22 protein-coding genes, 1 tRNA gene and 1 pseudogene are annotated in these 26,188 nt (G+C 57.9%); 10 read left to right on the top strand and 14 right to left on the bottom strand.

The annotated features are described in order from the left end of the window. Window positions 1-133: 133 nt before the first annotated feature. The 8 genes from G494_RS0111695 to G494_RS0111660 form a co-directional block, all read right to left on the bottom strand. Window positions 134-5,098, bottom strand: a complete 4,965-nt coding sequence (locus G494_RS0111695; protein ID WP_028584690.1) for a cyclic nucleotide-binding domain-containing protein — start codon at window positions 5,096-5,098, stop codon at window positions 134-136. Window positions 5,099-5,213: 115 nt separating this feature from the next. Continuing rightward, window positions 5,214-6,602 carry a TIGR03013 family XrtA/PEP-CTERM system glycosyltransferase gene (locus G494_RS0111690; protein ID WP_028584689.1) on the bottom strand — a complete coding sequence of 463 codons (1,389 nt, stop codon included), beginning with the start codon at window positions 6,600-6,602 and terminating at the stop codon, window positions 5,214-5,216. An 89-nt stretch (window positions 6,603-6,691) separates the two neighbouring features. Next, the gene (locus G494_RS0111685) at window positions 6,692-7,288 is read right to left on the bottom strand and encodes a Maf family protein (protein ID WP_035246333.1); all 597 of its coding nucleotides are present in this window, start codon (window positions 7,286-7,288) and stop codon (window positions 6,692-6,694) included. A gap of 24 nt (window positions 7,289-7,312) precedes the next feature. Then, a complete protein-coding gene (gene truA / locus G494_RS0111680; protein WP_028584687.1) occupies window positions 7,313-8,095 on the bottom strand; it encodes a tRNA pseudouridine(38-40) synthase TruA in 783 nt (260 codons plus the stop codon). Then, window positions 8,095-9,135 carry an N-acetyl-gamma-glutamyl-phosphate reductase gene (gene argC / locus G494_RS0111675; RefSeq protein WP_028584686.1) on the bottom strand — a complete coding sequence of 347 codons (1,041 nt, stop codon included), beginning with the start codon at window positions 9,133-9,135 and terminating at the stop codon, window positions 8,095-8,097. The genes truA and argC overlap by 1 nt, the downstream gene beginning before the upstream one ends. 138 nt (window positions 9,136-9,273) lie before the next feature. Further along, a complete protein-coding gene (gene rpsI / locus G494_RS0111670) occupies window positions 9,274-9,666 on the bottom strand; it encodes a 30S ribosomal protein S9 (RefSeq protein WP_028584685.1) in 393 nt (130 codons plus the stop codon). A gap of 17 nt (window positions 9,667-9,683) precedes the next feature. Then, entirely contained in the window at window positions 9,684-10,112 is a 429-nt protein-coding gene (gene rplM / locus G494_RS0111665) for a 50S ribosomal protein L13 (RefSeq protein ID WP_028584684.1), read from the bottom strand. A gap of 65 nt (window positions 10,113-10,177) precedes the next feature. Next, window positions 10,178-10,252, bottom strand: a tRNA-Gly gene (locus G494_RS0111660). A gap of 282 nt (window positions 10,253-10,534) precedes the next feature. Between G494_RS0111660 and hisB the strand changes: the two genes are divergently transcribed. The 9 genes from hisB to hflX all read left to right on the top strand — a co-directional run bounded on the left by hisB (window position 10,535) and on the right by hflX (window position 19,458). After that, the gene (gene hisB, locus G494_RS0111655; RefSeq protein WP_028584683.1) at window positions 10,535-11,134 is read left to right on the top strand and encodes an imidazoleglycerol-phosphate dehydratase HisB; all 600 of its coding nucleotides are present in this window, start codon (window positions 10,535-10,537) and stop codon (window positions 11,132-11,134) included. 228 nt (window positions 11,135-11,362) lie between these two features. Then, entirely contained in the window at window positions 11,363-12,004 is a 642-nt protein-coding gene (locus tag G494_RS25480) for a hypothetical protein (RefSeq protein WP_028584682.1), read from the top strand. A 19-nt stretch (window positions 12,005-12,023) separates the two neighbouring features. Continuing rightward, window positions 12,024-12,815: a tRNA lysidine(34) synthetase gene (locus tag G494_RS0111640; protein WP_232362542.1), complete on the top strand. Its 792-nt coding sequence runs from the start codon at window positions 12,024-12,026 to the stop codon at window positions 12,813-12,815. Next, window positions 12,815-13,702: a damage-control phosphatase ARMT1 family protein gene (locus tag G494_RS23130; RefSeq protein WP_051305633.1), complete on the top strand. Its 888-nt coding sequence runs from the start codon at window positions 12,815-12,817 to the stop codon at window positions 13,700-13,702. Before G494_RS0111640 ends, G494_RS23130 begins: the two co-directional genes overlap by 1 nt. 3 nt (window positions 13,703-13,705) lie before the next feature. Next, entirely contained in the window at window positions 13,706-14,434 is a 729-nt protein-coding gene (locus G494_RS0111630) for a metallophosphoesterase family protein (protein WP_028584680.1), read from the top strand. Between the two features lie 7 nt (window positions 14,435-14,441). After that, a complete protein-coding gene (locus G494_RS0111625; protein ID WP_161629979.1) occupies window positions 14,442-15,806 on the top strand; it encodes a protein kinase domain-containing protein in 1,365 nt (454 codons plus the stop codon). Next, complete coding sequence (locus G494_RS0111620; protein WP_028584678.1) at window positions 15,803-16,291, top strand: hypothetical protein; 489 nt, start codon at window positions 15,803-15,805, stop codon at window positions 16,289-16,291. The genes G494_RS0111625 and G494_RS0111620 overlap by 4 nt, the downstream gene beginning before the upstream one ends. A 92-nt stretch (window positions 16,292-16,383) precedes the next feature. Further along, complete coding sequence (gene asnS / locus G494_RS0111615) at window positions 16,384-17,778, top strand: asparagine--tRNA ligase (protein ID WP_084456724.1); 1,395 nt, start codon at window positions 16,384-16,386, stop codon at window positions 17,776-17,778. 141 nt (window positions 17,779-17,919) lie between these two features. Next, the gene (gene hflX / locus G494_RS0111610; protein ID WP_232362541.1) at window positions 17,920-19,458 is read left to right on the top strand and encodes a GTPase HflX; all 1,539 of its coding nucleotides are present in this window, start codon (window positions 17,920-17,922) and stop codon (window positions 19,456-19,458) included. An 84-nt stretch (window positions 19,459-19,542) separates the two neighbouring features. Here hflX and G494_RS0111605 read toward each other — a convergent pair whose 3' ends face one another. From G494_RS0111605 to pyrE, 3 genes are read right to left on the bottom strand one after another with little or no spacing between them, the layout of a single operon-like run. Continuing rightward, complete coding sequence (locus G494_RS0111605; RefSeq protein WP_028584675.1) at window positions 19,543-20,010, bottom strand: PilZ domain-containing protein; 468 nt, start codon at window positions 20,008-20,010, stop codon at window positions 19,543-19,545. Window positions 20,011-20,024: 14 nt separating this feature from the next. Continuing rightward, window positions 20,025-20,195 (bottom strand): dual CXXC motif small (seleno)protein, encoded by a 171-nt coding sequence (locus tag G494_RS27265; RefSeq protein WP_167331683.1) that lies wholly within the window; start codon window positions 20,193-20,195, stop codon window positions 20,025-20,027. Between the two features lie 3 nt (window positions 20,196-20,198). Then, entirely contained in the window at window positions 20,199-20,756 is a 558-nt protein-coding gene (gene pyrE, locus G494_RS0111595) for an orotate phosphoribosyltransferase (protein WP_028584674.1), read from the bottom strand. 499 nt (window positions 20,757-21,255) lie between these two features. Between pyrE and glmS the strand changes: the two genes are divergently transcribed. After that, window positions 21,256-23,094, top strand: a complete 1,839-nt coding sequence (gene glmS, locus G494_RS0111590) for a glutamine--fructose-6-phosphate transaminase (isomerizing) (protein WP_028584673.1) — start codon at window positions 21,256-21,258, stop codon at window positions 23,092-23,094. A gap of 357 nt (window positions 23,095-23,451) precedes the next feature. On the opposite strand, the gene G494_RS23125 is transcribed toward glmS, so the two are convergent. The 3 genes and pseudogenes from G494_RS23125 to G494_RS0111575 form a co-directional block, all read right to left on the bottom strand. After that, on the bottom strand, window positions 23,452-24,048 hold the full coding sequence (locus tag G494_RS23125; RefSeq protein ID WP_051305632.1) for an HD domain-containing protein: 597 nt from the start codon (window positions 24,046-24,048) through the stop codon (window positions 23,452-23,454). A gap of 388 nt (window positions 24,049-24,436) precedes the next feature. Then, the gene (locus G494_RS0111580) at window positions 24,437-24,994 is read right to left on the bottom strand and encodes a hypothetical protein (protein ID WP_028584672.1); all 558 of its coding nucleotides are present in this window, start codon (window positions 24,992-24,994) and stop codon (window positions 24,437-24,439) included. 236 nt (window positions 24,995-25,230) lie between these two features. Further along, window positions 25,231-26,188: pseudogene (locus G494_RS0111575) on the bottom strand (hypothetical protein); the annotation flags it as partial.

Below are 26,188 nucleotides of genomic sequence, written 5' to 3'. Positions count from 1 at the left end.
GGGTGATATTTTTCTGCTCTGTTCGGCCGCTAAAGCGGCATGGGGAGAAATGGACCTGACCGGGAAGAGGGCCGGTGCAGGAGGAGCGTGCAAACTCCGGAGAGTGTCGCCACCCGGGGCAGCCTGTGGGGGCTCAGCCTAAGATATGTTGCAGACTCTCCTGATCAAGCTGGCTCGCGAATTGAAAATGCACCGAGTAGTCACTGGTCAGGGCATCATGGGGCTGGACCCCGATGGAGCGCCCCTTGAGGTAGAGGTAGTTGGCCTTGCCGCCCACCGGCAGGATGACCTGCAGCCTTCTGCCTAAAAGGAGCCTGGCATTTTCCTGTTTGCTGATTCGGATCAGAAAAGAGAGACCTCCCCGGGATATATCGGCAATTTCAGCCCTGAAGCCGCGGCCGATGGCCTTGTCCTGTTTGTCCAGGGGCTGCACCTGGATCTTGCGGGAGAGGGTAAAACGTTGATCCTGGCGGCGTTCCAGCCGTTTTTTCTTCAGGGTGGCCGGAACCTTGTTGCAGTGGTCGTAAAAGGTCTTGAGTTTAGCGCGCAGGCCGGGAAAGCGTTCCAGCCACTTGTCGAGCTGCTGCTGTTTGAGGCTGTAGAGCCGAACTTCGGTCAGGGCGGTGAGACTGATGGTCCAGACCGAGGGACTGAAAAAATTTTCGCCGATGAGTTCGCCGCGGCCCAGACTGGTGATGAAGATCTCCCTCTCGTTTACCTGATGGGAGACCTTGATGCTTCCCTGGTTGATAAAGTAGAGCGCATCGTTCTCGTCGCCCTGGCTGACGATGTTCTCCTCCGGGGCATAGATCTGCTCATGGAATTCGTGGTAGATGGTCTGAAACTCTTCGCTGCTCAGCTGATCGGTGAGCTCAGCCCAGATGGTGAGGTCCTCCTCATTGATGGAGCCGCTCTTTTCCTGCTCAATAATCTCACCTGAGCGAATGATTTCGCTCAGGGCCATGGGGTCAATCTCGTAGATCCGTTCCCGTAAGCGTTCGGCATCGGCAAAGTCGCCGGCCTTGGCCGTGGCAACGATCAGTTCAAAGAGTGTTCTCTTGGCCTCTTCTGTTTTCCCCTGTTCAGCCAGGCGAAAGAGGGCAGCCTCTGCCTCCTGGATGGAGAGGGGCTGGTCCTGATCCTGGGCGGGGGGTGGTTGCTGTTCGCTCATGCTTGTGGTCACAGAAGGTTGATGGTTGTCGGGATCTCCTGATCGTCTGAGGCGATCCAGGGCATACTTGGCGGTCTTGCGGAGTTCGTCACTATAGTTAGGACGTCCCAGGAGGTTTTTACTCCTGAGAATATGTTGCAGGGCCGGTATGGCCCGTTTGGAGCCGATGGTGGCCAGGGTCCGGCAGATGGCGAGCTGGAGGATCTGTTTATTCTTCGGCTGCACGACCTGCCTGCCTTCCAGGATATCGCTGAGGGGAGCCACATAGGAGGCAGCGGGAAAATTGTTCATCTGGTGGACCACCCGTACCTTGAGGGAATCATCCACGGCGGCCAGGGCCTGAACCAGAAAGGGTTGAATCTCCTTGCCTCCCAGCTTGGCGGCTGTGCTCAGGGTCTCCTGTTGAACCCTGAGGTCGCTATGGCCGGTAAAGGAGGCCATGGCGGGCAGCAGGGAAGGGCGACCGATTTCCCCCAGCAGGCGGATGATATTTCTGCAGACATACCAGGGTGAGGGTTGTTCCAGTTGTTCGATGAGTACCTCACCCGCCCCTTGACCACTCTGCCGGATCAGGCTGAGCAACTGCTTGCGTTCACTCTTGCTGTCGCTGGCCATGAGGTACTGGAGCTGGTGGCGTACGGATTTTTTCCCCAGGTCGGTGAGCAGGTTGGCGGCATATTCACTGTTTTCAGAGCCATGGAGGAAGTCTGCCAGCAGTTGTTCCAGGAGCTTCCTGGAGCTTATTCGGTCCAGGGCAGAGATGCCATGCTGTTGAACCGCATGGCTGAGGGTGCCCGGGGCTGCACAGCTGAAGGTCTTGACAAGATGGACAATCTGATAGGCCTTGGAGTAGTCCTGTTCATCCAGATAATGTTCAGCCAACCGGCTGATGGAGGTAATGATCTTCTTGATGCTGGGCTCATCTTCCCGGAGCAGTTGCAGCGCCTGTTCCAGGGCAGGGAGGAGTTTGATCAGCCTGGGCCACTGGAGGTCGCCGGCCAGCTGCTCGGCTGTGCTCGCCAGAGCTGCAGCCCCGTTGTGACGGAGTTGCCGGGAAGGGGACTGCAGGGTGATGGCCAGTTGGATCAGAAGATTATCTGCCGATTGGCTCTCCTTGTCGTCTAAGAGGCGGCTGATGGTTTCCGGGATGGCCTGACAGAGCTCTTCCTGCTCCAGGACCTCGCCTTCACCTGCCAGCAATGACTGGATACCCTCCTGGACACGTTTTTGACGTTGCTGCTCCTGTTGCCTGGTATGTTTTGTATGTAAGTCCACCACAGCGCGCATCTTCTGCTGTTGTGCGGTCTGTTTGAGCCGGTTGTAGGCCGCGCTGATCTCCTCACTGGACCGGTCGGCAGGGAGCTCCTCCAGGCCGGTGGCCAAGCGGTGGAGCTGTTGGCCCAGCTGACCGAGCTGGGCATCGCTGAGGTGCTCGATGATTTGGCTGTAGAGCTGCTTGCCAAAGATTCCCTTGAAACGCCGGACCAGGAGCAGGCCCAGCTCGGTTTCTTCCAGGTCAGCCAGCTGGAGGCCTGCCAGTTGGGCAACCTGCGCCTGCTCGTTGGGGCTGAGGAGTTGATCGTAGTTGGCCAGCAGTCGGTTGAGTTGTTCTCTGTCAGCGGATCTATCCGGAGAAACCGCCTGGCTGATCCCCTCGACCAGCACCGGTGCGGACCACTGGGGCTCCCGGAGTCGCTCCCGGAGGTGGGGGGGGAGCCGCTCCGGGCTGGTGTCCGGATTCTCGAGGAGCTGTCTGGCATCCATGGTGCGGGTCATGGCCTGCCTGACCTCGTTGCCCCTGGAGCTCTTGGTCAGCCTGGCCAGGGCCTCGTCATCCAGGGCGGTGAGGTTCGGGTCTCCCTCCCTGTTGACGGCCAGGGGGATGTTGGCGGAGAGCATGGCCACCATCCGGTTGAGCTGTTTGCTGTCCAGGTGTGCGATGGTCTCATCCAGGAGCTCGTCCGAGACCTGGGAGATGAGCTGGCTGTAGAGCTGCTCGCCAAAGAGGCCCTTGAATCGCTGGGCCAGGACATTGCCCAGGGCCAGCCCCTGGCCGGAGGCCAGCTGGGCCAGCTGGGCCAGCTGGGCGCCTGCCTGGACCGTCACCTGCTGCTGTTGATTCTGGTCCAGGAGCTGTTCATAGTGGCTGAGCATCCGGTTGATTGCCGCAGGATCGACGGCTTCGCTCTCTGTAGCAGGCTCCATGGCTTGGCTGATCCCCTCGACCAGCACCGGTGCGGACCACTGGGGCTCCCTGAGGCGCTCCCGGAGGTGGGGGGGGAGCGCCTCAGGGCTGATATCCGGATTCTCGAGGAGCTGTCTGGCATCCATGGTCCGGGTCATGGCCTGCCTGACCTCGTCGCCCTTGGAACTCTTGGTCAGCCTGGCCAGGGCCTCGTCATCCAGGGTGGTGAAATCCGGGTCTCCCTCCCTGTTGACGGCCAGGGGGATGTTGGCGGAGAGCATGGCCACCATCCGGTTGAGCTGTTTGCTGTCCAGGTGCTCGATGGTCTCATCCAGGAGCTCGTCCGAGACTTGGGAGATGAGCTGGCTGTAGAGCTGTTCGCCAAAGAGGCCCTTGAATCGCTGGGCCATGATATTGCCCAGGGCCAGCCCCTGGCCGGAGGCCAGCTGGGCCAGCTGGGCGCCTGCCTGGACCGCCACCTGCTGCTGTTGATTCTGGTCCAGGAGCTGTTCATAGTGGCTGAGCATCCGGTTGATTGCCGCAGGATCGACGGCTTGGCCGTCTGCAGCAGGCTCCATGGCCTGGCTGATCCCCTCGACCAGCACCGGTGCGGACCACTGGGGCTCCCGGAGGCGCTCCAGCAGGTGCGCCGGAAGCTGGGCCAGGGTGGTGTCCGGGTTCTCCAGGAGCTGTCTGGCATCGGCGTTGCGGGCAATGGATTGTTTAATTTCCCTGCTCCGGTTGGAGTGGAGCAGACGCTTGATGAAGCGCTTATCCGGCCCCGTGGCTGCTGATTCCTCTCCCTCTCCTTCTTGCTGTTCCTGGTTGAGTTGGTTGAGCAGTCGGCCAACCAGGCGGTTGAGCTGATGGGGGGAGAGTTGTTCCAGGGTGGTGTTCAGCACCTGCTCACTCTGCCTGCTTGGCGGCAGGGCGGCCAGGAGCCGGTTGAGCAGGGTCGGGTCCAGGCCTGCCAGGGAGGTGGCAGAGGCCTGCAGCTCATGGTTTGCCTGGCTGGGGTCGCCGCCATCATCCTGCTCTCCGCCCTGCAAGGCCTTGAGCAGGGTGGCGTTGAGCTCCTCCGGAGCCTGATGGTGTTTGCTCACCGCAGCGAGTTGCTCGAGAAAGGGCTCCAGCTCATGGGAGGAGATCTGGCCAAGGGAGCCGGCCTGGATGGGGTGGCCAAGAATATATTGGCTCAACTCCTCATCGTTGATCGGCATGCCGGGGCCGCTCCCGACCTGGTCGTCACGGACAACCTGTTCGCCTTTGTGGACCGCCACATAGCGCTTTTCATCGATATGGACGGACTGGATATCTTTTTCTGCCAACAGCTCGGCGAGTTTGACGCTGATCTCCTGCTGGGCAAAGAGTTGGGCCAGGACCTCTATCAGCAGACTGCATTGATGGCCGGAAAATGACTGCTTAAAGGTGAGGCTGTGGATATTCAGGCGGAGGAGAAAGGTGATCAGCCCTTTGATCTGCGGCCGGTTCTGATCTTTTTCATCGAGCTGCTGGCCTGCTATCAGGAGGGTGTCTCCGCTCAGGGCCAGGCTGAGATCTTCTTCCGGCTGGGCATCGAGCAACCTCTTGCATGCCTGGTAGGCACTATCCACCGTGCGGATGACCTGGGGGTTGGTCGGAGGATAGAGACGCATGGTCCGCAGCGCGGTATAGATACGCAGGGGAAATTCGAGCAGATCTTGACTGCTCTCTTGAGGGGGCCTGGAAGGGGGACTGTGCATGATTCCGCTCACCATCGTCGCTGGACAATTGAGATAATAGATTGTGCTGAGGATACAATAATACCTCCAGCTTAGCAAGCAATGCCCAAGGCATAGGGGGAGGAGCGGTCAGGGCTCAGCGGGATCCTTTCCGGAAGAGCACGGTTTTCACGGTTCTGAAGATGATCAGCAGGTCCAGGAAGATGGATTGGTTTTTGATGTAGTAGAGGTCATATTCCAGTTTACGCAGGGCATCGAGCTCTGAGGCGCCGTACGGGTAGCAGACCTGGGCCCAGCCGGTCAGTCCGGGTTTGGCAAAGTGGCGGAGGGAATAGTAGGGTATGGAGCGAAGCAACTGCTCGACAAAGACCGGACGTTCCGGGCGAGGACCGACAAAACTCATCTCCCCCTTGATGACATTCCAGATCTGGGGAATCTCATCGATACGGACCTTACGGATAAAGCCGCCCACCCTGGTGACCCGGGCGTCATCTTTACTGGCCCAGACCGCACCGTTTTTTTCGGCATCGTTGCGCATGGAGCGGAATTTGATGACCTGGAAATTCCGGCCACGCAGACCGACCCGTTCCTGACGATAAAATATGGGGCCCGGGGATTCCAGTTTGATCAGGAGGGCGGTAAGCAGGCAGAACGGGAGGGAGCAGACCAGGACCAGGATGGCCATGGTGATATCCATCAGCCGTTTGAGCAGGGCGGTCAACCAGCCGCAGGCAAAGCCATCGGAGAAGATCAGCCAGGCCGGGTTGACATTTTCCACCAGCAGCTTGCCGGTGAGCCCCTCATAGAAGGCGATCCCGTCTTCAATCCCCATCTGCTGGAGTTTATGCTCGAGCAGTTCAGGGATGGGCATGGTCCCCCGGCGGTTGTCCAGGGCGACCACGATGTGTTTGATCCGGTGGGCGAACTGCTGCTGCTCCAGGGCAGCCAGGTCAGGGAGCAGGGGGATTCCCTCCAGTTGGAAGCTTGGTTGCCTGCTGCCGAGGACAAAGGCCAGGAGGTTAAAGCCGCATTCCTGGTCAGCGCACATCTCCTGGTGGATCTTGGCAGCCATCTCGCCGGTACCAACGATGACAATCTCCTTGGTGAAGTATTTGTTTTTCAGGATGATATAGTAGAGGGCGCGCCAGGCCAGCAGGACCCCGCAGACGATCACATAGGCCCACCAGAAGATCTTGGTGCTGATGATCAGTGAGGGCAGGAGGTAATAGATCAGACCCAGAATGACACAACCGACACCAAAGGACTGGACCATGCGAACGGCGGTGTCAGCGGTGGCTTCGGGCGTTTTTTTCAGGTCGTAGAGGTCAAAGAGGTAGAGGGTGATCTGAAAGATAATGGTGACCACCGTTGCCCGGATGCTGACCTGGAGAAGATCAAGGACAAAGATTCGCCAGCCTGTGGCGGCGAGGGTGACGCAGAGAAAGGTGGTGAAGATGAGCAGACTCTCTCCCAAGAAGAAGAGGATCTTGCGGACAGGATAATATTTGTTGAGGAATGTCGGCATGGCTCCAACCTCTCTTGTTATCCTTTAGATGGACTGTCTCCAAATAGAATAGCATGCCGAACTCTGAAGTCAAGGGAACATCTTCAGCCTCATTCGGGCTTGGGGAGCAGGAGCTCTGCGTCAACAAGCTCCCTGATCAGCTGGCACATGGGCAGGCCCACCACATTGGAGTAGGAGCCGTGGATGGATTCGACCAGCAGGCCGCCCATGGTCTGGATGCCGTAGGCCCCGGCCTTGTCCATGGGGTCGCCGCTGGCAACGTAGGCCCGGAGGAGTTGATCCGGGAAATCGGCAAAACAGACCTGGGTACGGACGCTGAAGACGTGTTCTATCCGGCGTTGACGCTGGATAAGTGCCACTCCGGTGATCACCTCATGGCTACGGTTTCTCAGGGTCTTGAGGATGGTTACGGCCTCTGCAGCGGTCTCGGGTTTGCCGAAGATCCGTTGCTCCAGGGTCACCACCGTGTCGGCGCCGATGATACAGCTCTCCGGGTGGTTCGCGGCAAGGGCCTGGGCCTTTTCCCGGGCCATGCGGCGGGCAAAGCTCTCCGGTGCTTCTCCCTGGTGGGGCGTCTCGTCGATGACCGCCGGGCGGGTGGTGAAGCTGAGGGCCAGATCCCGGAGAAAGGCCTTGCGGCGGGGAGAGGCGGAGGCCAGGATAAAGGGACAGGTCTGCTCAAACATGGGTGCGCTCATGGTGGGCCGGGATTAGTGGTCAAAGAGGTGGTGGTAATAGATTTTTTCCAGGTACAGCCCACAGGCCGGTGCGGTCATCCCGGCGGCGGTACGATCACGGGCGGCGATGACCGCAGCCATGGAGTCGGGCTCACGCCTGCTGCAGCCGATCTGGATCAGGGTGCCGGCGATGATCCGAACCATCTGGCGGAGAAAACCGTCGCCGCTCACCCTGATGGACCAGTGTTCGGGCCGGCCGAGTTGTGGCGTACAGCTGAGCTGGTAGAGGGTGCGGACCGCACCCCGGCCGCCGGTTCGGGAGGGATCCCTGGAGCCGCTGCGTTCAAAGCTGGCAAAATCATGGCTGCCGATGAGAGCCTCGATCGCAGGCTGGATGCGTTCGGACTCGAACGCACCGGGATAGTGGGCGCAGTACTTTCTGCTCATCGGCAGCTGGACCTCGCCGCAGAAAAAATCGTAGCGGTAGGTCTTGCCCAGGGCGCTGAAACGGCTGTGGAAGTCGGGCTGCTCTGTCTGGGCGGCGAGGATGCGGATATCCCGGGGCAGCATGGAGTTGAGCCCCCTGCTGAAGGCCTGCACCGGGATGGAGGTACTGGTCTGGAAGTGGGCAACCATTCCCAGTGCATGGACACCGGCGTCGGTTCGACCGGCACCATGGAGAGCCACCGGATGTCGGCAGATAACGGCAAGCTGCTCTTCCACGACCTCCTGTACGGTGATGCCGTTGTGCTGTCGTTGCCAGCCGTGATAGCCGCTGCCGTCATAGGAGATCAGTAGGCGGATAAGGCGGGACATCAGGGAAAGAAGGGCGCGTGCATCAGGCCGGTGGTCTCTGGAAACCCCTGCATCAGGTTCATGTTCTGGATAGCCTGACCCGAGGCGCCCTTGACGATGTTATCGATGGCTGAGAGGACGATGACCCGTCCGGTGCGCTGATCGATCTGGACGCCAAGGTCACAGCAGTTGGAGCCGCGCACATGCTGGGTGGCCGGGAAGCTGCCCTGGGGGAGCACCCGGACAAAGGGCTCGTCCCGGTAGGTGTCGGCATAGAGCTCCTGGAGTTCGGCCTGTTCCACGGTTGTCTTCAGGGAAGCATAGATGGTACTGAGGATCCCCCGGGAGATGGGCAGCAGGTGGGGGGTGAAGGAAACCGTGAGCTCCTCTCCGGCCAACAGGGACAGCTCCTGCTCGATCTCCGGGATATGCCGATGGCTGCCGCCCACCTTGTAGGCGCGGAATCCATCGGCCACCTCGCAGTAGAGGGTCCCCACAGCGGCGGCCCGTCCAGCCCCGGAGGTGCCGGATTTGGAGTCGATGACCAGGGTCTCCGGGGCGATCAGCCTGTTGCGGAGCAGGGGCGCCAGGGCCAGGATAACCGAGGTGGGGTAACAGCCGGGGTTGGCGGTCAGCCTGCAGCCGGTGACCTGCTCGCGGTTCAGCTCGGGCAGACCGTAGACCGCCTCTGTCAGCAGTTGGGGGCTGGAGTGTTCCTGGTACCAGGCCTCATAGGTGGCGGCGCTGCGGATGCGGTAGTCGGCGCTGAGATCGACCACCTTCTTGCCGGCGGCAAGGAGTTGGGGGACGATATCCATGGCCGTCTTATGGGGTACGGCGGTAAAGAAAAAGTCGGCGCGCTCGATCAACTGCTCCACCGAGAGATTCTCGCAGACCAGGTCCACCCGCTTGCGCAGGTTGGGAAAGACCTGACTCAAGGGTTGACCGGCGTATTTTCGGGAGGTGGCGGCGGTGATTCGTACTTCAGGGTGACCTGCAAGGATGCGGGCCAACTCGACCCCGGTGTATCCCGAGGCACCAACGATACCGACATTCAACATGACAATGCTCCTGTAAGGGTAGAGGTTTGGACAAACCACCCGGCAAAAAAAAAGGGAGTAACGAAGAAATCGTTACTCCCTGAACATTTGAGCCAACAAATGAACGATGACGGCTGCAGAGGCAGCCGTTGACACCGTTTAACGCTTGGAGAACTGGAACCGGGCGCGTGCTCCACGTTGTCCGTATTTCTTCCGTTCCTTGGCTCGTGGGTCACGAGTCAGCAGGCCTGCTTTCTTCAGGGGCAGACGCATGTCCGGATCCCGCTCCTGCAGGGCTCTGGCGATACCATGAACCAAGGCATCGACCTGGGCAGACTTACCACCACCGCACACTGTGGCCTGGATATCGAACTTGTCGATACTCTCAGTGACAGCAAAGGGCTTGGCCACTTTGGGCTCAAAATAGATGTTGCCAAAGTAATCTTGCAGAGACATCTTGTTGATGGCCATGTTGCCACTGCCAGGGCTGATCCAGACGCGAGCAACGGCTCTTTTACGTTTTCCGGTGGCGTAGGTTTTTTCCTGCGACATAATGGTATGCTCCGTTATCAAAGCTCGAGATTTTCAGGCTGTTGTGCTTGATGAGGATGATCTGCTCCGGTATAGACCTTCAGCTTCTTGAACTGGGCCCGGCCGAGCTTGTTTTTGGGCAACATGCCTTTAACGGCGTTGCGGATCAGCTCTTCAGGCTTCTTCTCAAGCAGCTTTTTGGCAGTAATGGATTTGATTCCGCCCACATAACCGGTGTGACGATAGTACATCTTGTCATCCCACTTGTTGCCGGTCAGGTGAATCTTATCGGCATTGATGACGATAACAAAATCACCATTGTCCTCAAAGTTACAAAAAGTTGGCTTGTGTTTGCCACGCAAGTGATTGGCAATTTCTGTAGCGATACGACCGAGAACTTTTCCGTCGGCATCGACGACAAACCAGCGACGGGAAATTTCATCTACTGGCGTATAATATGTTTTCATTATTTGCGCCCCGCGAATTAACAAAAAAAGGTTCGAACGGTGGTCCGAACCTTGAGTATATTTGATGGAGCGGGAAACGAGATTCGAACTCGCGACTTCAACCTTGGCAAGGTTACACTCTACCACTGAGTTATTCCCGCTCAGTCGTGTGCTGTTGACGCCGGGCAAATTAGCAGAGTTAGCCGGTCTGTGTCAATGAAAAAAAACACGGCGGGCTCTTTTTCCTGGAATCCAGGCCGGTGAAACCCGTTTTCGGCGAGCAAGAACAGTTGCGAATCTTCCCGAAGCCGAATAGTATGAAGGGAGCAACAGGCGTTGCAGAGAGGTGCTGTTAAACTCTTCTTTTTGCTCGCTTAACCCGGTATAACAGTGAGATGTTGCAGCCGGGGGCAGATTATCTTTTCACCACACAGGAGTGGCCAATGGTGCTACAGTCCCCCCGCACGGCGGAAATTGTCCGTGCCACCAAGGAAACCGACATCCAACTCGTCTTGAAGCTCGACGGCTCCGGTACCACCGATATTCATACCGGAGTGGGGTTTATGGATCATATGCTCACCCTGTTCGGGGTGCATGGTTTTTTCGACCTGACCATCCAGGCCAAGGGCGACCTGGAGGTTGACGATCATCATACCGTGGAAGATGTGGGGATCTGTCTGGGCCAGGCCTTTGCCCGGGCCCTGGGTGATAAGGGCGGGATCTGTCGCTACGGTCATGCCTATGTACCCATGGATGAGACCCTGGCGCGGGTATGCGTCGACTTCTCCAATCGCCCCTACCTCCACTATCAGGTGGAGCTGGAGGATCGGAAGGTCGGCACCTTTGATACTCCCCTGGCCAAGGAATTTCTGCGGGCCTTTGCCCTCCATGGCGGCCTCACCCTCCATGTCGACCTCCTCCACGGGGAAAACTCCCACCATATCATCGAGGCAATTTTCAAGGGGCTGGGACGGGCCGTTGCCCAGGCTGTGACAGCCCATGGGCAGCTCAGCGGTCAACTCTCCTCCAAGGGGAGCCTCTAGTCCTCCCTCTTCTTGTTCCTCTTGTATAGGGCCAGGGAGAACAGGGCCGCCACGCCACCGGATAGCGCTCTTTTCAAGGGGGTGAGCGCCATGCACAACCAGCTCAGCCGACCACCGTTGCCAGGCGTCTGGGCAGGAACCGATCACCTGCCTTGAGGGGAACTTGACCTTGATGGCATAATCCAAGTATAGAAGATAGCCCGTAGACCACTCTTTTAAGGAGGTACAATGATTCAACATCTTAAGGGGATACTCCTTCTCGGCACAGCATCCTTGCTCCTGCTGCCTGCCTGCAGCCAGAAACAGGCCCAGGAGTCCGTGTCCAGGGATCCGAAGGTCGTCTTGAACTGTATCGGGGTCTTGCCGGTGCAAACAGCCGTCGACTACGATGACAGCCTCTCCATTGCCCAGAGCAAACAGCTCAAAGAGGGGGCGACCCTGCTGGACAGCCTGCTGGAAAGGGCCTTTGCCGGGCGGCGGGATGTTCGTTTTGTCACCAGCAGCCAGCTCTATGGCCTCAAGAACAGCAGTGAGGCCGACGGGCCGGTCGGGGTCAAACTGGTTGCAGAGCAGCTCAGTTGCAACGGGATGATGGAGGTCATTATCAGCCGTTATCACGACCGGGTGGGTGGCGACTATACGGCCAAGACTCCTGCCTCGGTGGCCTTTGACTATCGTCTCTACGAGGTTGAGAGCGGTCAGGTCCTCTGTCACGGCAGCTTCGACGAGGTCCAGCAAACCTTCATGGAAAATCTCTACAACTGGAAACGGGCCCGCAGCCCCGGCTTTACCTGGATTACCGGTGAGCAGCTCCTCAAGGAGGGACTTGAGGAAAAAATCGACCAGTGCCCCTATCTCCAGGCACCCTGACCCGGGGGCAGGTGAGATTGTGGCTGAAACTACTGGTGCGTCCCTGGGCATGAAGGCCGAACTGCGTCGGTTGAACAGGCGGGTAGGGCGGGCCATGCACGACTATGGGATGCTGGCCGACGGCGATCGGGTTCTGGTGGCGGTTTCCGGAGGCATGGACTCCCTCATCCTGGCCTGGCTGCTCGACTCCTGGCACAACAAGGCCCCCATCAGCTATCAACTGACCGCGGTTCATGTCGATATGGAGGGCGATGCCGACCAACCCGGGCCTGCCGCTCTCCAGGTGCGGGCGGCCATGGAGCGGCTGGGGCTTAACCCGGTCGTCCTGCCGGCTGCCTGGCGCCCCAGCCCGGAACAACTGGCCAGCGGGGCTCGCAAGGATGTCTGCTTTCAGTGTGCCCGTTCCCGGAGGAGCCAACTCTTTGCCCATGCCAGGGACCACGGCTTCAGCAAACTGGCCCTGGGACATCACCGGGACGACATCATCGAAACCTTCTTCCTGAACCTGACCTCTGCCGGCAACCTCAGTACCATGTCGCCCTGTCAGGCCCTGTTCTCCGGACGACTCTCCATCATCCGTCCTCTGGCCTACTGTGACAAGGAGGATGTCGATCAGCTGGGCCGCAGGCTCGGTTTTAGCCCCATCCGTTCGGCCTGTCCCCTGTCCGAGCAGACCCGGCGGGAAGAGATCCATCAACTGGTGCAGACCATCTATGCCAGCGTACCCGATGCCAAGGAACATATCTTTGCGGCCCTGGGCAATGTGCGGCAGGAATATCTGCTCTCCCCCAACACCACCAAGAGGACCTGATGCAGACCGGTAATGACTGTCTTGTCTGTTTTATGCGGCAGGTGCTGACCACGGTCAAGCTCTGCAGCCAAGACCCCGAACTTCAACGCCGGGTGCTGACCCGGGTGGGGGCCATGCTGGAGGATTTTCCGGCAGAGGCCTCGCCACCGGAGAATGCCGCTGCCTACTATCGGCTGATCGCCGAGATGACCGGGGTGGCGGACCCCTTTGCCGAGATCAAGGATCAGGCCAACCGGCTGGCCCTGTCCATGGAACCTGCCATGAGCGCTGCCGTGGCCCAGGCCGCCGATCCCTTGCTGGCTGCGATTCGTTTTGCCATAGGCGCCAATGTCCTGGATAACGGTGCCCAGAGGCAGCTCGACCTGGATACCACCCTGGCCGAATGTCAGCAGGGCGGGCTGGCCATAGACCACTATCCCCAGCTGGAGGCTGCCCTGGCCCGTCGTCCCAGGGTGCTCTATCTTGCCGATAACTGTGGTGAGATTGTCTTTGATAAACAGGTGATCAGGGTCCTGCTTGAACGGGGCTGCAGCCTCACCCTGGCAGTGCGGGCCTCGCCGGTCATCAACGATGCCACCCTGGAGGATGCCCGCTTTTGCGGCCTGGAGGAGTTGTGCCCGGTGATCTCCAACGGAGCGGATGTGCCCGGAACCTCACTTGAGCGCTGTTCAGCAGAGTTTCGCCAGGCCTTTGCAGGGGCCGAGCTCATCATCAGCAAGGGCATGGGCAACTTTGAATGCCTCTCCGAGGCCCGGGCTCCCATCGTCTTCCTCTTTACCGTCAAGTGCAGTTCGGTCCTGGCCCATCTCCGGGCAGACCACCCCCAGGCGGATCTTCGCATCGGCTCAGCCGTGCTCCTGGCCTCCGAAACCCTGCAGGCGGGGTAAAGCGTGCGGATTGCGATTCTGGCTGATATCCACGGCAACTATCAGGCGTTGCAGGCGGTGCTCAGGGACCTGGACCGTCAGGGGGTGGGAGAGATCATCTCCCTGGGCGATAATGTGGGCTATGGTCCCCAGCCCGAGGAGGTGGTCCGGGCCCTGATGGCGCGCGGCGTGCGTTCCGTGATGGGCAACCATGAACTGGCCCTGATCTCTGCCGGTTACTATAAGCGCCTCAACCCGGCTCCCAGGGAGTCCTTGGATCTGAGCCGGGGGCTGCTCAGCGCAGGATCTTGTAGCTGGTTGGAGGATCTGCCAGACTTTCTGCTGGCTCACAACAGCCGCTTTGTCCACGGCTGTCCGCCGCAATCCATGACCACCTACCTCTTTTCCCCTTCAGCCCCGCGGCTGGAGCGGATCTTCTCCTCCTATCCTGAACAGCTCTGCTTCTGCGGTCATACCCATAGCCTGCTCTGTTATCGCTACCAGGGGCAACAGTTCAGCCAGAACCGGCTGAAGCTGGGAAGCTTTTCCCTGGCGCCTGAGAGCCGCTATATCATCATCCCCGGCAGTGTAGGCCAACCCCGTGATGCCCTAGGCCCCCAGGCCAAGTACCTGCTCTGGGATCAGGCCAGCCGGGAGGTGGAGATCAGGGGGCTGGACTATGATGTGGAGACCACCATCCGTCTGTTGAAAGAGCGGGGCTTTCCCCTCTCCAATGCCAGGCGACTGCGATGAGGAAGGTATGAGGCAAATCGGTCGATATCAGATTATCCGTCGTCTCGGCAAGGGCGGCATGGGTGCGGTCTATAAGGGGATCGTGCCGGTGATTGAGAAGGTGGTGGCGATCAAGATTCTTGATCCTGCCGAGATCATGGAAGATATCCTGGGGATGGCCAAGCTTCGGGAGATCTTCACCTTTGAGGCCAGGACCATGGCCTCGTTCCAGCACCCCTTTCTGGTCACGGCCCACGACTTTGCCGAAGACGCACAGGGGCGTCCCTTCTTTGTGATGGAGTATATCTGTAAAAATCTGGGCGACATGATCGGCGAAGAGTTCCAGATGGAGAAGAACTGCCGGGTGATCCCTGCCCAGGAGGTTCTCCACTATGGCGGCCAGCTGCTCAAGGCCCTCGCCTTTCTCCACCATAACAGCATCATCCATCGGGACATCAAGCCCCAGAACATCCTGGTGACTGACCAGAATCAGGTCAAGATCTGTGACTTCGGCATGGCCCTGGTGGAGGGGGTGGCCTTCTGCGGACCGGAGACCATGCAGATCGGCTCTCCCTTCTATACCCCGCCGGAGCAGCGCAGCCAACCCTCGGGAGTGGATGGGCGGGCAGATCTCTACTCCGCGGCAGTGCTGCTCTACCGGATGCTCACCGGCACCTTTCCCGGGATGCAGAGCTTTTGCCTCTCCCAGGTCAACCCCCTCTACGATGAGAGCTGGGACGCCTTTTTCCGCAAGGCCCTGAGTTGGAACCGCGATGAGCGCTTTGCTTCGGCCGGCGAGATGCTTGGAGCCTTTGAAGGGCTTCGCCTGCTTCGGGAGGAGACCCGGATGCCCCTTCATTGCAGCCGGGTCGCCCCGGGCGAGGAGCTGAGGCTGAGGAGTGAGCCGCTCAATGTCTGCCGCTCCAGGGCAGGCGAGCGGTTCCGGCTCAATGAGCAGTTTCGGCCCATCACCGTGGTGGAGCGTTGTCTCGAGTTGAGGGATCAGCTGGCCCGTGATCCCCTCTCCAGGTTGATCTGGCGCCGCCGGGCCAGCTCCTATCCCCTGACCCAGGGTGAGGCCCGGGCATATATCGATCAACTCAATCGCCATCACCACCTGGGCCATGACCACTGGCGCCTGCCCACGGTCGATGAGCTGCTCAGCCTGCTGGAGCTGGAGGGGAGCGCCGGGGACTTTCCCCATATCCGGGATGGCTCCCGCTGGCTGTGGAGCTGTGACCTCCACGGCAACCATGAGGGCTGGTATGTCAACCTGGACATGGGCTATGCCGGAGTCCTGGATATAAATTGTTTGAACTTTGTGGTTCCGGTCTGTACTATGCCTGCCCCTGATACATCACCTCTAGATAATCCAACTCCACAGAAGCCATGAATGCAGAACAGGCCCGATACAAGATATCCCATTTTTTCCTGGTCCTGGCCGAAAACCCGAGCCAGGCTACGGAGCAGGTGGCCCATTACCTCAAGGGTAACCAACTGATCAGCTATGCCGACCTGGTGATCCGAGCGGAAGAGATCATCGCTGCCAGGGAGGCGCGTTTCTGGCCGACGGTGGAGCGGGCCGTGGCCAAGAACATGGAGTTCGGCCGTTCCATGGTGGATATTCTCCACCAGGAGGGGGTCGAGACCCTGGGCGACCTGCTGGAGATGGAGCAGGGCTACCTGACCAAGGCGCTCCATACCCTGACCCATCTGCTGGATGGCTTCATCGGTGTGGACTCGGTCTTTTACAGCCTGGTGGAGGATTCCCATCGGGTGAGCAAGAGGCTGGAGCAGGCTGTCCTGGAGGATCCTGACCGCTACTGGCTGATCCCGGTTCGCACCGGGATGCTGGAAGCCTCGGTCCTCCACCTCTAGGGGGCAGCTACGGCGGCCTGATCAGGCCAGGGGCGCTCCCTCCTTTCAGGGGAAATTTAACGATTGAACCCATATACAATAGACCAGATGCCATGAAGAGTTTATCAGCAGCACAGCAGACCATCAAGACCCTGCTTCAGTCCGCACCGGTGGGGAGCCGGGTTGAAGTCAAGGCCTGGATCCGGACCCGGCGGGATTCGGGCAGCCTCTCCTTTCTGGAGCTCAACGACGGCTCCTGTCTGGCCAGCCTCCAGGTGGTCGCCGAAGGGGACCTGGACAATTATGAGTCCGAGGTCAGGCGCTTGACCACCGGCTGTGCGGTCTGTGTCCGGGGCGAGCTGGTGGCCTCACCGGCCAAGGGCCAGGAGGTCGAGCTCAAGGCGGCAGCACTTGAGGTGGTGGGCTGGGCAGACCCGGAACACTACCCTCTGCAGAAGAAGCGGCACAGCTTCGAGTTCCTGCGCTCCATCAGCCATCTCCGGGCCCGCACCAACGCCCTGGGTGGTGTGACCCGGGTGCGCAGTGCCTTGAATTTCGGGATCCATCGATTTTTCCGGGAGCAGGGTTTCTTCCAGGTCCAGACCCCGGTGATCACCACCTCGGACTGCGAGGGGGCAGGGGAGATGTTCACGGTCACCGCCCTGGAGCCGGAGGCCATCAGGGGCGAGGACCCCTTTGCCCGGGATTTTTTCCAGCGCCGGGCCGGTCTGACGGTCAGCGGTCAGCTCCAGGCCGAGATCTTTGCCCTCTCCCATGGTCGGGTCTACACCTTTGGCCCCACCTTTCGGGCAGAGAACTCCAACACCAGCAGGCATCTGGCCGAGTTTTGGATGCTGGAGCCGGAGATGGCCTTCTGCGATCTCCGGGGGAACATGGATCTGGCCGAGGAGATGATCAAAAACCTGGTGGCCATGGTCCTGGAGGAGTGCGGCGATGATTTGGATCTGTTTAACCGCTTTGTCTCCAAGGGGCTGCTCCAGCGACTGGAGACCATCCGGAGCAAACCCTTTGTCCGCATGACCTACAGCGAGGCGGTCCGGGAACTGGAGAAGGCTGCCAGGGAGTTTGAATTTCCGGTGCAGTGGGGGGGTGATCTCCAGGCAGAACATGAGCGCTACCTCTGCGAAGAGGTGGCCGGGGTGCCGGTGATTGTCACCAATTATCCCCAGACGATCAAGCCCTTTTATATGCGTCTTGATGAGGGCGGCGAGACCGTGGCTGCCATGGATATCCTGGTGCCCGGCATCGGAGAACTGGTTGGGGGCAGTCAGCGGGAGGAACGTTACGAGGTGCTCAAGGCCAGGATGATCGAGGCGGGCTTGGATCTTGAGGAGTATGGCTGGTATCTGGATCTGCGCCGCTACGGTTCGGTGCCCCATGCCGGCTTTGGCCTGGGGTTTGAACGACTGGTCCAGCTGGTGACCGGGATGCAGAACATCCGCGACGTCATCCCCTTTCCCCGTACTCCGGGCAATGCCCCCTGCTGATGGCATGGTTGACAAGAAGAGGAGGAGTAGAGACGTGGAGGTGAACCCATCGCTGCAGTAGTCGGCAATAAAGGCGGTTTAAAGAGCAAGCAGCTTCGTGCCCTTGAACGGCTGGCCCAGAAAAAAATCAGTCCCCAGGAGGTGATCGGCCGGGAGACGGCCCGCACCATGGCAGCCCTCTCCACCGAGCTGAATCGCCAGATCGGGCTGCTGATCCATCGTTCCGGCGCCATTGCCAAGGTGGTGGTGGGGGACCATGATCGGATCGTGATCCCTGCCCTGTCCGAGGTGGGCACCGGCGGCGGTCGCCTGCGCGGTCTGCGCTGCGTGCATACCAGCTTTCGCAAGGCCGGGGTCAATGAAGAGGATGTGATGGACATGGCCTGCCTGCGGCTGGACCTGATGGCGGTCATGACCATGGAAGAGGGCTTGCCCGAGCTGCTCTACACCGCTCACCTCCTGCCTCGCCAGGAGGATGGCCGTGACTGGGCCGAGCTGAGCCCGGTGCATCCGGCCAACCAGCAGGGCTCCTGCCTGGAGCTGATCGAATCCCTGGAGCGGGAGTTTGTCCGGGAACGGCCCATCAGGGAGGTGGCCCGGGGTAAGGATCGGGCCCTGTTGATCAGCGTCACCACCGGTTCCCGGGTCCTGGCCGAGGATTCCATGGCCGAGCTGGTGGAGCTGGCCCGCTCGGCCGGGGTGGAGGTCCTGGGCGAGGTGATCCAGCGGCGCAAGCAGATGCATCCCCGCTTCATCCTGGGCCGCGGTAAGCTGATGGAGATCATGCTCACCAGTCTGCGCCTGGGGGTCAATCTTCTCCTTTTTGACCAGGAACTCAGCCCTTCCCAGATCCGCTCGGTGACCGATCACACCGATCTGCGGGTGATCGACCGCACCCAGCTGATCCTGGATATCTTTGCCAGCCGGGCCCGTTCCCGGGAGGGCAAGCTCCAGATCGAGATGGCCCAGCTCAAGTATATGCTGCCCAAGCTGACCACCCGCGATGATGCCCTCTCCAGGCTGACCGGCGGCATCGGAGCCCGTGGTCCCGGCGAGACCAGGCTGGAGATCGATAAGCGGCGGATCAATGACCGGATCGCCCGGCTGGCCAAGGAACTCAAGGCCGTGGGCAGCCAGCGCTACCATCGCCGCAACCGTCGCCGCAAGCGGGATGTGCCGGTGATCTCCCTGGTGGGCTATACCAATGCCGGCAAGTCCACCCTGCTCAACACCCTGACCCGCAGCGAGATCCAGGCCGAGGATCTGCTCTTCGCCACCCTGGACCCCACCAGCCGGCGGCTGCGTTTTCCCCAGGATCTGGAGGTGATCATCACCGATACGGTGGGCTTTATCCGCAACCTGCCCGCAGAGTTGCTCAAGGCCTTTGAGTCCACCCTGGAAGAGCTCTTTGAGGCGGACCTGCTCCTCCATGTGATCGACCTCTCCAATCCCCAGTGGCAGCAGCAGGTGGCCGTGGTGGAGGCATTGCTCCAGGAGCTGGAGTTGGGGCAACTGCCCTGTCTGAAGGTCTTTAACAAGTTGGATCAGGTGGAGGAGGAGGCCTTGAAGGAGATGGCCCGGGAGCAGGGAGTGGGGATCAGTGCCGTTGATGCGGCCAGCCTGGAGCCGCTCCTGGTCAAGGCCCAGCACCTGCTGCAGCGCTCCTTGCAGGCAGGTTAAGGAGGGCTTACAGGGGGGCGGTACAGGGTCGCTGCTGACTCAGGTCGGCCGGCCTTGTCCCTCTAAAGGGGCTTGGCCAGGGGCTCAGGAGCGGAGGAAAAAGCCCAGGTCCTTACCGATATCACCCTGTTCACTGAACTGACAGCCGATTTTGTTCTGCTGCACAGAGAGCACCTCGGCCTTTTTCTTGATGATGGTCTGTTTCTTGTCGTTGAGTTGAAACTCGATCCCCACAAGCAGGCCGGCACGGAGCTGGTGCATTCCGGAGACGGTGAAGCCGATCCCTCCCCTGGAGATGTTTTGGATGTGGATCACCCCGCCGCCCTGACCGCCCTGGAGGATCAGGTAGGTCCCGGGGAGGTTCACCAGTTTGCGGAAGGTGTGGCGGTAGTCAAACTGGACCTCAAACACGGCCTGGCAGCGGCAGCGGATCTTGATGGCCCGCCTGCGGTTCTTCAGCTGATTGAGCTGGATGGTCTTGGTCGCGCCGCAGGCGGGACAGGAGATGGTGGCCGTGTGGTTGGCACGGACGTACGCTTTAACGGTGGCCATGGCAGCGGGGCAGCTCAGTCATAGATGATGGCGGTGTACCGTTCCAGCTCCGCCTCGGTTGCCGCATCCAGATCGGCGGCAACCTCATGGATCCGGTACTCGTGGCAGCAACTGCTGCACTGGAGCCGGACCTGACGACAGCGACGCAGGACCTTCAGGGTACCTTCACATTTTCGACACTTCACGATCTATCCCTTGCCAATGAGTTGTTCACGGGTAAAGACCGCCTTCAGCGGGTAGCCCTGGGCAGCCAGGACCTCGGCGCCACCCTCCTGGCGATCGACAATGGTGGCCACCAGGCCGACCTTGAAGCCTTCGTTTTCGACCCTTTCAATCACCTTGAGCAGGGTGCCGCCGGTGGTCACCACATCCTCCACCAGGGCGACCACGGCCCCGGGAGCCAGGTTGTTCTTACCCTCAATATAGTTTCCTGTGCCATGGCCCTTGGCCTCCTTACGGACGATAAAGGCCGGAATAGGGTTGTCAGCCAGGTGGCTGACCAGGGAGACCGCGGTGACCAGAGGATCGGCCCCCAGGGTCATGCCGCCGACTCCGCTGATGGTTTCGGAGTGGTCCTGGATCAGCTTGTAGAGCAGTCGGCCGCAGAGGTAGCCGCCCTCGGCGTCCAGGGTGGTCTGTTTGCCGTCCACGTAAAAATCAGAGGTCTTGCCCGAGGTCAGGGTAAAGGTGCCCTGGCGGTAGGACTTGTCGAGAAGCAGCTCTTGAAGTCGCTGTCGTTCATTCATGCGGAATATTCCTTGGTTAGATGTTTGGTTAAGGATACAGTGTTTTTTTTGTGCATGCAAAATGATTTTTGCACCGGCGTCGATGGGGAGTCATCCCCCCTGAGAGGGGATGGTCTGCCCGCCCTGCTCAGCAGGGCCCCGGGTGCCCGGGAACAGTTTCTCCGGCTTATCTTTTTAATATTGTTGGCTAAAAGATTGAGTCTGAAACCGTGCTTTCCCTGCCGGCAATTATTCAAGGCACCCCATATTTGTCTGTCGATAATTTGCCTGCTGTGATACCATAATTTTTTACATTGTTCTCGAATTACCGAAGGCTAACTTCAAGAATCCGTTTTTTTTGCCATGACCAGGCCAGGGTGTTGTTGAGCCGGGCAGACCGCCCTGCCGCCGTCACTCTGTCTCAAGGAGCGTCATTGGCGCAGAACAACGGGGATCAAGGCAGCCGCTCTTGGACAGTGAGTACATTAATAACAAGGTTACCAACAAGGGGAAGCAGGATATGTGCGGAATAGTCGGTTATGTAGGACCACGCAGGGTAGTGCCGATTCTTCTCGAGGGATTGCGTCGGCTTGAGTACCGGGGCTATGATTCAGCCGGCCTGGTCTATCACCACCAGGGGCAGTTGCAGCGATTTCGGGCCAAGGGTAAGCTGGTCAATTTGGAGGAGGTGGTGGACGAACATATCGGGGTTGCCAGCGGCACCGGCATCGGCCATACCCGCTGGGCCACCCACGGCGCGCCCACCAAGGACAACGCCCATCCCCATACCGACTGCAGCGGTGAGCTGGTGGTGGTCCATAACGGCATCATCGAGAACTACAGCAGCCTGCGCAGTGAGCTGACGGCCAAGGGGCATGTCTTCAGCTCGGAGACCGATACCGAGGTGCTGGCCCACCTGATTGAAGAACACCTGGAGGATGACCTGGTGGCTGCGGTCCGGGCAGCCCTGGCCGAGGTGGAAGGCTCCTACGCGGTCGGTGTGCTCTGGGCCAGGGAGCCGGAGCTGCTGGTGGCGGCCAGAAACCAGAGCCCTCTGGTCATGGGCGTGGGTGAGGAGGCCTGTTTCATCGCCTCGGACATCCCGGCGCTCTTGCCCTACACCCGTGAGGTGATCTTCCTGGATGACATGGAGCTGGCCGTGCTGGAGAAGGGGCGCTATACCATCAGCCGGGTGGATGATGCGCAGCTGTTGGACAAGGCCGTCACCACCATCGACTGGAACGCTGCCATGGCCGAAAAGGCGGGTTTCAGGCACTTCATGCTCAAGGAGATCTTTGAACAGCCCCAGGCCATCCTCAATACGGTCAGCGGCCGGATCATCCCGGATACCGGGCTGGTGGAGCTGCCCGAGATCGGCCTTGACGAGGCAGACATCCGCCAGCTTGAACGGATCTCCCTGGTGGCCTGCGGCACCTCCTGGCACGCGGCCCTGGTGGCCAAGTACTGGCTGGAGAAGTGGGTGGGTATCCCGGTGGAGGTGGATATTGCCTCGGAGTTTCGCTACCGCCACCTGCTGCTCAACGAGCGGGTGCTGACCATTGCCATCTCCCAGTCCGGTGAGACCGCCGATACCCTGGCCGGGATCCGGAGGGCCTCCTCCCTGGGTGCCAAGGTCCTGACCATCTGTAACGTGGTGGGCTCCACCATGACCCGTGAGGCGGATGGGGTGATCTATACCCATGCCGGACCCGAGATCGGGGTGGCCTCGACCAAGGCCTTCACCTCCCAGCTGGCTGCCCTCTTTCTCTTCACCCTCTACCTGGGTCAGGTCAGGGGTACCATGGACAGTGCGCTTCGCCGGGAGTATGGCAGTGGTCTGATCGCTCTCTGCGGGGTGATCGAGGCCGAGCTGCCCCGGCTCCAGAAAGAGATCCGGGCCCTGATCGAAAAATATTACACGGCCAGGGACTTTCTTTTTGTCGGCCGCGGGGTCAACTTCCCCATCGCTCTGGAGGGGGCGCTCAAGCTCAAGGAGATTTCCTATATCCATGCCGAGGGCTATGCAGCCGGAGAGTTGAAGCACGGGCCCATTGCCCTGATCGATGATGATATGCCGGTCCTGGGCCTGGTGCCCCGGGACGGGGTCTACCAGAAGACGGTCTCCAACCTGGAGGAGATCAAGGCCCGCCAGGGACGGCTGGTGCTGATCGGCACGGGTGGCGACCAACACCTGGCCGGGCTCTCCGAGGATGTGCTCTACCTGCCCGAGGTGCTGGAGGATCTCAATCCGCTGCTCTATACCATTCCGGCCCAGCTGCTCTCCTATGAGATCGCCCATCGCAGGGGTTGTGATGTTGATCAGCCGCGGAATTTGGCCAAAAGCGTCACCGTCGAATAGTAGGAGCCTTCAAAGGCGCACCACCTTCACACGCTTTTCATTGACCGCAGAGCCTTACTCTAGCGGTCAATGAAAAGCGCGCAAATTTGGGCACCCTTGCAGACTCCGGAATTTGGGGGGGGAGGTAGATATTTTGCTGAGCAAGCAAGGCTTGCTCAGTGGTTGGTCAATCAGGTACGGAAAAGGGGTTGCCGGGAGGTTGGCCCTCTCTTAGTCAGCCACTCCCGCTTTAAGCGGGAGTGGCTGACTAATTAGCAGTGAAGATGAGAATTTAATATTTTTATATTTGAATTAAGCTGGTTGCTTTGGGCCAGCCAGGGTTCAGGTTTTAACTGTTTTTAGATAGATACTTTATTGTTATGTGTCTGCCTTTTTATCAAAAAAAACTCCTGCGGTGTCAGCTCTTGAAATCAGTATCTCATAAAAATCTTTCAGTATATCGTCTGATGTAAAATATTCATCCATATAGTTTTTTGCTTCTTGGTAAGTTACTTGCTTCTCTCTGTAAGAAGAATGTGATTCGTTTGTGCATAAGTTTTGAATGAGTGGCATGAGCTTGTCGGCCGACTTTACAATTTTGGACTCTGTAGTGTTCTGGTCGATATATTCTTGAAATAAAGAGTTGAAATGTAAGTTATCCTCAGTTGCTAAGTTTGAAAATAACTTTTTTGCTGCATTTGCCTCGTTTTCTTCCTTGTTTTTAGTGTCATCTCTGTATGGATTAGTGTCTCCTGCGTAAATTTCAGGAAGGTCGTGTATCAAGGCAAGTTTAAGTAACTTTAAAGAATCTACGTTTTTAAAATCGCTTTCAATTAACATTAAAAATAGTGCCAGGTGCCAGGAATGTTCGGCGTCACTTTCGAACCTATTTTTGCCCGTCGTTCGGCATGTTCTCTCGCATGTTTTAAATGATTCAATTACTTGGATAAAGTTAATAATTTGCTCAGGTCTCATGGCTCGTATATGCTCATTTTTTGTCTAATGGGTGATTTGGAAGATTAGATTTTTCAGTCAAGGGCAAGCCGTGGGGAAGCTTTACGCCAGGCATTTGGTTGATGTTCCAGGGATGAAGGTCATCGGATCCCGGATTCGCCGCCAGGGCGGCAAGCCGGTGCTCAAAGGCAGCAGCCCCGGGGACACATACCCATTTCTTCATCCTGAAATCGGGTCAAGCTGTTTCCATGTAATCAGAACCGGTCCCGGTCAGACGGTAATTCCCTATTTGGTTACCCTGGATCCTTTGCCAATACGCAACTAATCAACAAAGACCTTCACTTTAGGCGGATGTTCAAAGCTGTCGTTTGTTTTCTGATGTGTCAGCGTGTCGTGTTGTTGGCTAAAATTAGTTGAGTTGGACTTTCCATTTGCATTTTTCAGAACCTGAATATATCGATTGCTGTATCTCTATCTTCTTGACTTTGAGCACGGCGTTGAAAAAAGCGAACATGTGTCCAATGCTACATTTGCAGTAACTGTTATTTTCTCTGAAGCGGTTTCCCTTGTTTATCAGGCCGCATATGCATTTGCTTCTTGCTACTGTGATTGAATTTCTCTCTGTATCATAGGTGAAATGAGTGTGGTACTTTTCCTCTTCTTTATTCAGTTTTTTCAAAAAGTCGGTTGTTGAATCGGATTGATTCCAAATACGCTTGACAAAGTTTGACCACGATTTACCGCAGCATTGTGCTCCGCATTCAAAGAGAACTTTTTCGGAATTTTTTTTGCCAATGATCTCCTCCATTCTACTGATCACAGTTTCAACATATTTGGTTTGTTCGGGCTTTTTCAATTTGGGAAATTTTTTGGAATCATAGAGGATTTCTTCCATCTCCTTTTCATGTCCTTGTTTCCGTAAGTGTTTGGTGATTCTTCCGAATCGACCACCTTCTATGTATTTCATGTCTAATCCTTTTGTCCTGTTTGCGTCCAGCCAGTTATTCTGCCTTATTCTGTAAGCGGGAGATTCGGTGAGACGATACCCATTTCTTCATCCTGAAATCGAGTCAACCTTTTTCCAGGAAATCATGACTGCTAAGAGGGATGTTTCCTGCTTCAATAGCTCTTAGCCATTTCTTATTTTTTATGGAGTGTCTCGGTTTACAAGCAGAACCCCTCTAAGCCAGACACGTCATTGCGCTAGGCTGAAACCTCAAACAGGTTTTTAAAGTATCGCCACTGAGGTTTCAGTTGTACGATAATTGAATTGTAGAATGAGATAAACAGGTTGGCAAAGGTAACAGGTGCGATGATTTCTAGTCCATACCCTTTGTTGTAACAGGGGTTTTGTTGAATAAAAAATAAGATTTCGGACTTGTTGCTGTGTGCCGCAGCCCTATGCTCATCAAGTTGCTCTCTCACCTGCCAACCGACTCGTCGAACGAATGGATTTTCCTCGTTGACCTTTTCAAGATGGAAAATTCCTGCCAGCTTTTCCATGAGCCTGATAACTGCTATTGGCGTTGGTCTGCGGTAGTTCGGGTAAATCTCATAGAGCAGTTTGGCTAAAGCGTAATACATGACAGGATTCACAAAACAACCGAGAACCATGACCTTTTTGCCGATGTTTTTCAACTTACACCGTAAAGCCTCGTGGATAACAATCTTTGTGGCGTTAATTTGTTTCCGGTATTCTCTCAGCACCCCGATTTCACCCCTCAGGACAACAATACCTCTTCCTTCAAGATGAACAGTAAAATAATGCACAGCCACATACCCTACCCATATCCCCTTGCTCTTTAAAATACGGATTTTGGTAAAGGAGGCTGGTGATTTAACAACGTAATGTTCAAAAGCTTCCTTGTCGACTCCGGCGAAGATTTTACAGTGCAACTTGAACAGCTGTTCGCTAAAAGTTTTCAACTCGGATTCAGAGTATTTATGGGGAAAAATGGTGCTTACCTGATCGATCATAGTCCTGGAAAAAGAGGGATGTTGTGAAGGTTTGACCACCTCTGTTGGGAGATTCGGATAGACCCATTTTTTCTGGTCTATCCGAATCTCCCAACGCCCTGAGCCCGAATCGAGCACCCAAGGGAGCTGCGATATTGTTGTCGTGAGAATGGGCCAAAGTGACGCTCGTCGGAGCGGCAATGAT

The sequence above is a fragment of the Desulfogranum mediterraneum DSM 13871 genome, assembly GCF_000429965.1.
Taxonomy (GTDB): domain Bacteria; phylum Desulfobacterota; class Desulfobulbia; order Desulfobulbales; family Desulfobulbaceae; genus Desulfogranum; species Desulfogranum mediterraneum.
The sequence above is the reverse complement of the archived record's forward strand: the minus strand, read 5'-3'. Positions and strand labels throughout refer to the sequence as shown.

What these genes read in the sequence shown, in the direction of transcription:
- G494_RS0111695 (WP_028584690.1), bottom strand. Translation starts at nt 5,098, where the DNA reads ATGCACAGTCCCCCTTCCAGGCCCCCTCAAGAGAGCAGTCAAGATCTG.
- G494_RS0111690 (WP_028584689.1), bottom strand. Translation starts at nt 6,602, where the DNA reads ATGCCGACATTCCTCAACAAATATTATCCTGTCCGCAAGATCCTCTTC.
- G494_RS0111685 (WP_035246333.1), bottom strand. Translation starts at nt 7,288, where the DNA reads ATGTTTGAGCAGACCTGTCCCTTTATCCTGGCCTCCGCCTCTCCCCGC.
- truA (WP_028584687.1), bottom strand. Translation starts at nt 8,095, where the DNA reads ATGTCCCGCCTTATCCGCCTACTGATCTCCTATGACGGCAGCGGCTAT.
- argC (WP_028584686.1), bottom strand. Translation starts at nt 9,135, where the DNA reads ATGTTGAATGTCGGTATCGTTGGTGCCTCGGGATACACCGGGGTCGAG.
- rpsI (WP_028584685.1), bottom strand. Translation starts at nt 9,666, where the DNA reads ATGTCGCAGGAAAAAACCTACGCCACCGGAAAACGTAAAAGAGCCGTT.
- rplM (WP_028584684.1), bottom strand. Translation starts at nt 10,112, where the DNA reads ATGAAAACATATTATACGCCAGTAGATGAAATTTCCCGTCGCTGGTTT.
- hisB (WP_028584683.1), top strand. Translation starts at nt 10,535, where the DNA reads ATGGTGCTACAGTCCCCCCGCACGGCGGAAATTGTCCGTGCCACCAAG.
- G494_RS25480 (WP_028584682.1), top strand. Translation starts at nt 11,363, where the DNA reads ATGATTCAACATCTTAAGGGGATACTCCTTCTCGGCACAGCATCCTTG.
- G494_RS23130 (WP_051305633.1), top strand. Translation starts at nt 12,815, where the DNA reads ATGCAGACCGGTAATGACTGTCTTGTCTGTTTTATGCGGCAGGTGCTG.
- G494_RS0111625 (WP_161629979.1), top strand. Translation starts at nt 14,442, where the DNA reads ATGAGGCAAATCGGTCGATATCAGATTATCCGTCGTCTCGGCAAGGGC.
- G494_RS0111620 (WP_028584678.1), top strand. Translation starts at nt 15,803, where the DNA reads ATGAATGCAGAACAGGCCCGATACAAGATATCCCATTTTTTCCTGGTC.
- asnS (WP_084456724.1), top strand. Translation starts at nt 16,384, where the DNA reads ATGAAGAGTTTATCAGCAGCACAGCAGACCATCAAGACCCTGCTTCAG.
- G494_RS0111605 (WP_028584675.1), bottom strand. Translation starts at nt 20,010, where the DNA reads ATGGCCACCGTTAAAGCGTACGTCCGTGCCAACCACACGGCCACCATC.
- pyrE (WP_028584674.1), bottom strand. Translation starts at nt 20,756, where the DNA reads ATGAATGAACGACAGCGACTTCAAGAGCTGCTTCTCGACAAGTCCTAC.
- glmS (WP_028584673.1), top strand. Translation starts at nt 21,256, where the DNA reads ATGTGCGGAATAGTCGGTTATGTAGGACCACGCAGGGTAGTGCCGATT.
- G494_RS23125 (WP_051305632.1), bottom strand. Translation starts at nt 24,048, where the DNA reads ATGAGACCTGAGCAAATTATTAACTTTATCCAAGTAATTGAATCATTT.
- G494_RS0111580 (WP_028584672.1), bottom strand. Translation starts at nt 24,994, where the DNA reads ATGAAATACATAGAAGGTGGTCGATTCGGAAGAATCACCAAACACTTA.